General features: G+C 34.2%; 6 protein-coding genes. 5 read left to right on the top strand and 1 reads right to left on the bottom strand.

Annotated features, from left to right (window positions below):
- Positions 1-189: 189 nt before the first annotated feature.
- Positions 190-1,476 (bottom strand): OmpA family protein, encoded by a 1,287-nt coding sequence (locus AC22ZQ_RS10770; protein WP_318958793.1) that lies wholly within the window; start codon positions 1,474-1,476, stop codon positions 190-192.
- 426 nt (positions 1,477-1,902) lie between these two features.
- Between AC22ZQ_RS10770 and AC22ZQ_RS10765 the strand changes: the two genes are divergently transcribed.
- From AC22ZQ_RS10765 to AC22ZQ_RS10745, 5 genes are all read left to right on the top strand, one after another.
- Positions 1,903-2,874 carry an SDR family oxidoreductase gene (locus tag AC22ZQ_RS10765; protein WP_318958792.1) on the top strand — a complete coding sequence of 324 codons (972 nt, stop codon included), beginning with the start codon at positions 1,903-1,905 and terminating at the stop codon, positions 2,872-2,874.
- A gap of 16 nt (positions 2,875-2,890) precedes the next feature.
- On the top strand, positions 2,891-4,171 hold the full coding sequence (locus AC22ZQ_RS10760) for a nucleotide sugar dehydrogenase (RefSeq protein ID WP_318958791.1): 1,281 nt from the start codon (positions 2,891-2,893) through the stop codon (positions 4,169-4,171).
- 133 nt (positions 4,172-4,304) lie between these two features.
- The gene (locus AC22ZQ_RS10755; RefSeq protein ID WP_318958790.1) at positions 4,305-5,507 is read left to right on the top strand and encodes a hypothetical protein; all 1,203 of its coding nucleotides are present in this window, start codon (positions 4,305-4,307) and stop codon (positions 5,505-5,507) included.
- On the top strand, positions 5,501-7,036 hold the full coding sequence (murJ, locus tag AC22ZQ_RS10750) for a murein biosynthesis integral membrane protein MurJ (protein ID WP_318958789.1): 1,536 nt from the start codon (positions 5,501-5,503) through the stop codon (positions 7,034-7,036). Before AC22ZQ_RS10755 ends, murJ begins: the two co-directional genes overlap by 7 nt.
- Positions 7,020-7,534: polysaccharide biosynthesis protein (locus AC22ZQ_RS10745; RefSeq protein ID WP_318958788.1), on the top strand; the 515-nt coding region annotated here is incomplete at its 3' end. The genes murJ and AC22ZQ_RS10745, both read left to right, overlap by 17 nt.

The raw sequence follows: 7,534 nt of genomic DNA, 5'->3' as shown, positions 1-7,534 counted from the left end.
TTTTGACTTCGAAGTTTGGGTTCTGTTCATTTATTTTCAATTAATCCTTGAATCCATCAATGATAATAGGTTTGCGAGCGGAGTCGAGTAACCGAAGTCTCGAAGACCAAATTGGATTCAAAAATTATTGAATAAAAAAAGAGGCTGACCCTAAGGGCAGCCTCTTTTTCGTTTGAAAGTTCTTATTAATTATTTTGCAAAAGAGAATTCAGCTCTTCTGTTAATTGCTCTACCTTCAGCAGTTGCGTTAGAAGCGATCGGTTGTGTTTCACCGTATTCGTTCATAGTAATTCTGCTTGACTCAACACCCTGTGTTGTTAAGAAGTTCATTACTGCAGCAGCTCTCTGCTTAGATAAGTTTTGATTGTATTTTTCAGATCCAGAGTTATCTGTGTGACCGTCAACGATCAATTTGTAAGAAGGGTTATCTTTCATCACTTTCGCAACGTTTTTCAAAATCAATTTATCTCCTTCTTTCAAGATAGCTTTGTTCAAGTCAAAGTTCACCATCATGTTTGGCATGATTCCTCCGAAGTCACCACCTTTAGATGGACATCCACCTTCTGAAGCAACACCTGCTTCGTTAGGACAGTTGTCTTTGTCATCAGCAACACCATCACCGTCAGCATCAGGACATCCGTTAGCAGAGAATAAACCTGCAGTTTCAGGACATGCATCAAACTCATCAGCAACACCGTCACCATCTGTATCAACGTGTACTTCGATTTCTTCACCTTTCGTGTTAACAGTTGCTCCTTCTGGAGTATTGTTATCTTGGTCTAAGTAATTTGCAACACCATCGTTGTCATCATCCTTCATACCTTGCTCAATCGCGTCCAAACGAGCTTCGTATTCAGCATTTCTGTTTCCTGTTGGTGTCCAATCTGCGTGAGAATCTTTTTTACCTAAGTAAACGTTCAATCCGATAGACTGTGTCCAGAAGTAACCATCGAATCCGTTTCTGTCATATCCAGAAACGTAATCAAAGTTCTTTTGCTTAGACAACATTAAGTATGCAGACATATCTACGAACATAGATACTCTTTCACCTAACTTAACTCTTGGTCTAAGACCCATCGTGAAGTTTACAAATTTATCGTCGAAACTGAAGTTTTCTTTTTCCCAAGAATTACTCCATCCCCCACCAAAGTGGTAAGATAGTCCAAGGTGTTTTGTGAATGTTTCAAAACCTAAAACGTCAGTTAAGTTAATTACTCCTTGAAGGTTTGTGTTGAACATTCCAGAGTTTTCGAAAGTCTCAACTCCGATGTTAGCCATAACACCTACTTTAGAATTGAACATGTAACGTACATTTCCTCCGTAGTGTCCGAATAAATTCCCTGCACCGCTTTCTTGAATTACGTTAGGGAAGTGTGATCCGTACTCTAAACCTAGAGACCACTTGTTCATGTCAATTTGTTGGCCGAATAAGGATCCAAAGCTTAGGATACTTACAAAAGTTAGAATTTTTTTCATAGTTATTGTTTTTCAAACGCCACAAAGATAACTTTTCTGATAAATCAGCTTCTAAAAACAGAAATTAATTTAATGTTATCAAAAGGCTGTTATGTTAGCTGTTACGACGATAGTGTCTTTTATGTTACACCCAATTTAATAATAATATTCAATTCTACTAAAGTAATAGTGCGGAAAATTGAAGAATCTAGGTTTAACTGTTAGTGAAGCATAGGTTTGTTTAACCGAAAAGATTAGTTTGAATCATTGGGGTATTTCCGGTAAAAAATATAGGTGAAATCCTAATTGTACAATCGTTTGTGACAAAAGTGAGCTGGGAGGGTGTCAGTGTCGATTATTAACTCAGACTTAACGGATATAAGGTCATGGATTTGACAATAATTATACTATTTTTGCGGAGTTTTAGACAAACCAGGACTACATATTATGGCACAGAAGATTTTAATTACTGGAGGAGCAGGATTTATAGGTTCCAATTTATGTGAGTATTTTATTGGAAAAGAATATCGCGTTGTATGTTTAGATAATTTAGCAACGGGTCATATGCACAATATTAATCACCTTTTAAAGAATGATGCATTTACCTTTGTAGAAGGTGATATACGTGATTTAGAGACGTGTAAAAAAGCAATTGAGGGTTGTGATTATGTATTACATCAGGCAGCTTTAGGTTCCGTTCCGCGATCCATCAATGATCCTATAACAAGTAATGATGTGAACGTTAGTGGGTTTTTAAATATGTTAGTGGCTGCAAGAGACGAGAAGGTGAAGCGATTTGTTTATGCTGCAAGTTCTTCAACGTATGGAGATTCAGAGTCTTTACCTAAGGTAGAGGATAAAATTGGAAAACCATTATCTCCTTATGCAATTACAAAGTATGTGAATGAGCTTTATGCTGAAATATTTTCAAATACCTACGGACTGCAAACAATAGGTCTGAGGTATTTTAATGTATTTGGAAGAAAACAAGATCCAAAAGGGGCCTATGCTGCTGTAATTCCAAAGTTTGTGATGCAGTTTATGGCGCATGAAAGTCCTGTTATTAATGGTGATGGGAATTATTCAAGAGACTTTACGTACATCGATAATGTAATACAGATGAATGAATTGGCGATGTTGACTGATAATGAAGCAGCAATTAATACAGTGTATAATACAGCTGTAGGTGATAGAACAACCCTGAATCAATTGGTAGGTTATATCAAAGAGGAATTATCCAATTACGATAGTGCAATTGGAGATGTTGAGGTGATATATGGACCAAATCGAGCGGGGGATATTCCTCATTCATTAGCAAGTATTGACAAGGCAAAAGAGTTATTAGGTTATGATCCTAAGTTTAAGCTTCAAGATGGTTTGAAAGAGGCTTTGAAATGGTACTGGGAGAATTTGAAATAAGAGAAGATCTAGAAAGATGACAAAAGATAAAATTGCAATAATAGGATTAGGGTACGTTGGATTGCCTTTGGCGCGTTTATTAGCTACTAAATATGCGGTAGTTGGTTTTGATATTAATGAAGCGAGAATTAAAGAGTTGAATACTGGTCATGATGCTACTCTAGAAGTAGAAGATGACTTGTTGAAGTCTGTGCTGGTAGATAGTGCCAATATGGAGATAGGTTTGTTTAATTCGTCTAATTTAGAAGATATTAAGGATTGTAACTATTACATTGTTACAGTACCTACACCAGTAGATAAGCATAATAAACCGGATCTTACTCCATTATATAAGGCTTCTGAAACAGTTGCGAAAGTCTTGACGAAAGGGGATATCGTTATCTACGAATCTACGGTTTATCCTGGTGTAACAGAAGAGGAATGTGTCCCTGTGTTAGAACGAGTAAGTGGATTGAAGTTTAATGAAGACTTCTTTGCTGGCTATTCACCAGAGCGTATTAATCCTGGAGATAAAGAGCATACCGTTGAAAAAATACTTAAGGTAACTTCTGGTTCTACACCAGAAATAGGAAAGAAAGTGGATGCTTTATATAAAAGTGTAATCACAGCGGGTACACATTTAGCGCCAACGATTAAAGTAGCCGAGGCATCTAAGGTGATAGAGAATTCTCAAAGAGATATAAATATCGCATTTGTAAATGAATTGGCGAAAATATTCAACCTATTAGAGATAGATACACAAGCGGTTTTGGAAGCAGCTGGAACGAAATGGAACTTTTTGCCATTTAGACCGGGACTTGTTGGAGGGCATTGTATTGGTGTAGATCCTTACTATTTGGCACAAAAAGCACAAGAGAAGGGATATCACCCAGAAATCATTTTAGCAGGTCGCCGTATGAATGATGGTATGGGTGAGTATGTAGCTTCACAAATCGTTAAACAAATGATAAAAAAGGGGATTTCTGTTTTAGATTCTAAAGTTTTAATGTTAGGAATTACCTTTAAAGAAAATTGTCCAGATGTCAGGAATACAAAAATTGTTGATGTTGTATCAGCACTTACATCTTATGGAATAGAAGTTGACATTTTTGACCCTTGGGCAAAAAAAGAGGAAGTGGAGCAGGAGTATGGTTTAGAAATATATAATGATCAACCTATTGAGCTTTACGATGCTGTTGTTCTTGGAGTTGCACATAAAGAATTTTTAACTCTTGATTATAATCAAAACAGAAAATTTAATTCAGTTATATATGATGTCAAAAGTGTGCTTGGAAGTTTAGCAGATGGTAAGTTATAGAGGGATTCTTATAAATAAGTAAACTCTTAAAAGGAAATGCATTCAATGAGAAACGCACCAATCAATTTTCATGTATTCTATATTGCAATAACTTTGTTAATAAGTTTTTTTGGTCCCAAAGTTTATCTAAATTATGAAAAAGGATTACTTACAATCTTTATTTTTACGTATTTATTGTTGGTGTCATTTTTTTTTTAGACTAGGTTACCGATCTAAAAGTCTTACCTCATTTTCAGAGCAAAATACAAGAAAAATCTTTAGGGTTATTGAGGTTTCAATTAAACTTTCCTTGGTACTCTATTTAATTAACATGATTTATTTAGGTTCTACGGGACGTTTAAATTTATCACTTGCATCTTTAGGAGAAAACTATTCATCCTTCCACGAAGTGTATAGTGAGAAATCTGAACAATCAATTTTGACATTTGAACTTGCCATATTAGTTCTTTCAGCAATTCCGAAATTTTTATGTTTTACATTGGGATTTTATTATTTTGATAGACTAGCTAAAAGATATAAGATTTATTTTATTTCCTTTATCATATTAATCATTTTAACTCAAACAGTTGCTTTTGGTAATCAAAAATCAATTGGTGACATTGCAATCTATGGCGGAGTTGTTTTGTTATTAAAGTCTGTGAATTTTTCGAGGCAGCGAAGAAGAAAGTTGATCAGGTATGCTGTTTTTGGTTTTGTTTTTGTATTTGGTTTGTTTTCTTTCGCACAGTATTCTAGGTTGAACTCTCGGAATATAACGTCATATGATTTGAACAATCATATGGTATCATATGCCAAATTTGATTTTGAACATCCCGTTTTTAAAATATTTGGTGATAATTTTGGATTAGGTATTGCAACATTTACAACAGGTTATTTATCTAATGGGTATTATGGGCTTTCAAAATCACTAGAATCAGATTGGGAATGGTCATATGGGGTTGGGAACTCAGTCGCTCTATCGGCTATTATGAAAGGTGTTTCTGGACTCGATCCATATGAGAAAACTTATTTGAATAAACTAGAAACCGAGAAAGGAATACCTGGTAAAAAGCACTGGCACACTGCATTTCCTTGGATTGCATCAGACATTACGTGGATAGGTACTTTAGTGTTCTTTTCACTTATGTCATTCTTGTATGGTAAATCATACAAAGAGGTACTTGTATATAAGAATCCTGTGTCGCTTATGATGTTTGCGCTTTTGACTGTAATGTTCATTTTTGTTCCGGCAAATAATCAAATTTTTCATGGTTTTGACTATCTAGGAATTTCAATTTTTGTGTTCGTAGTTTGGAAACTAAAACATTTTAAATATAACATTATTGAAAAATGTTGAAAAGTGTATTTAAAAAGTCTTTTATTGTATTACTAATTGTTATCTCTGGAAAAGTATTTTCATTTTTAAGAGATATAATGATTTCCTGGAAATTTGGTTCAGGACTCGAAACTGACGCCTATTTCGCTGCAAATAATGTCCCAAGTATATTGTTTGCAGCTATAGTTAGTAGTTACTTAGTTTTGTTTATACCCTTGTATAATAAGGTTTTAATAAATGAAGGCCAGGAAAAAGTAGATGTATTCGTATCGAATTTACTTTCGATTTTTTTTATTGGATCGATTTTGTTATCAACAGTTGGTTACTTTTCTATGGATTTCTTGATTGATTTTGTTGCACCAGGTTTTAATCAGGAAACAAGATTGTTAGCAGTTAAATTTGGAAGGGTATTAGTTCTTTCATTCGCATTTTCATCCTCAAGCCTTATTCTGTCAAATGTTTCAAATGCCAGAAATGTGTACTACGCACCTCATATAATTCCTTTAATTTCCTCAATAATAGTAATTGTTGGGATATTTTTCTTTGGGGATAATTACGGACCATTGGCAATGGCTGTGTCAGGGGTTTTAGCATTTGTAATAATATTAGGAATCCAGTGGTACCTAGCAAAGGGGTTTTTTAACTTTAATTTTATAATAAATTTAAGGGACACGAATTTAAAAAAAATGACTTGGTTAGTGGCGCCAATTTTTATTGGCTTTTCGATTGATCAATTAAATTTACTTGTAAATACTGCTGTTGCTTCTGGGTTAGGCGAAGGGAGTTTGTCCGCATTGACATTTTCACAAAGACTTCAGGGTACTATATCTGGAACAATCTCAACATCGATTATTACCGTACTTTACCCTATCATTTCTAAATTGTATGTAGAAAAAAAGGATAGAGATTTAATTTACCTTACGAAGGTTAGTTTAAAATTAATATTTATTCTGCTTTTCCCAACCACTATTTACCTTGCTGTATATAGTTCGGAATTTGTGAAAATCATATATTATCGAGGAGAGTTTGACTTACTTGATGTTAAAAATACTGCAACGGTTTTTTCAGCTTATTCAATAAATGTACTTTTTTTGGCGCTTAGGGAAATCATTCTTAGATTGTATTATATCAAAGAAAAAACGAAAATTCCACTATATACCAGTGTTATTTCTCTCGGACTTAATGCTGGTTTAAGTATATTTCTCTCAAATCACATAGGCCTTTTAGGTTTATCAGTAGCCAATTTGATTGCTACTTTTATTAACTTATTGATTATGTACCTGTTAATCAATAGAAAACTAAACTTCTCTTTAAGAGTAAAAGATTCCTTATTATATTTAGTCAATATTACTATGCCTTGTATAATCTTTTTGGGATTAATTGTAGTAGATAATTCTTTGTTTATGGTTAAAGAAGGTGTTTCAATGTTCGTATTGAAGTTGATTGTCTATAATCTATTGTTTGTTTTGACTCTTGTTTTGTTCAAAAATAAAGAAACACTCATGTTGTTTAAACTATTAAGAAATAAAATTAATGGAAATAAAAAATAAAACTCTTCTTATCACAGGTGGAACGGGTTCATTCGGTAATGCCGTTTTACAACGTTTTTTACAAACTAATCATTTCGCTGAAATTCGAATCTTTTCTAGAGATGAGAAAAAGCAAGATGACATGCGTAAAGCACTAAATAATGATAAACTAAAATTTTACATTGGAGATGTTAGAGATTTTTCTAGCGTTGAACGTGCTATGCGTGGGGTTAATTATGTGTTTCACGCGGCGGCATTAAAGCAAGTCCCTTCATGTGAATTCTTTCCATTGGAGGCGACAAAAACGAATGTTTTAGGTACTCAGAATGTAATTGATGCAGCTGAACAGAATGGAGTTCAGAAAGTTATTTGTTTAAGTACAGATAAAGCTGCATATCCAATTAATGCTATGGGGATTTCCAAGGCTCTTATGGAAAAAGTAGCAGTTGCGGCAGCAAGAAACCTGAGTAATACAACTGTGTGTTTAACAAGATACGGAAATGTTATGGCTTCAAGGGG

This window comes from Lishizhenia sp. (assembly GCF_057456495.1).
Note: the sequence above shows the minus strand (reverse complement) of the source record. Positions and strands in the feature narration are given on the sequence as shown.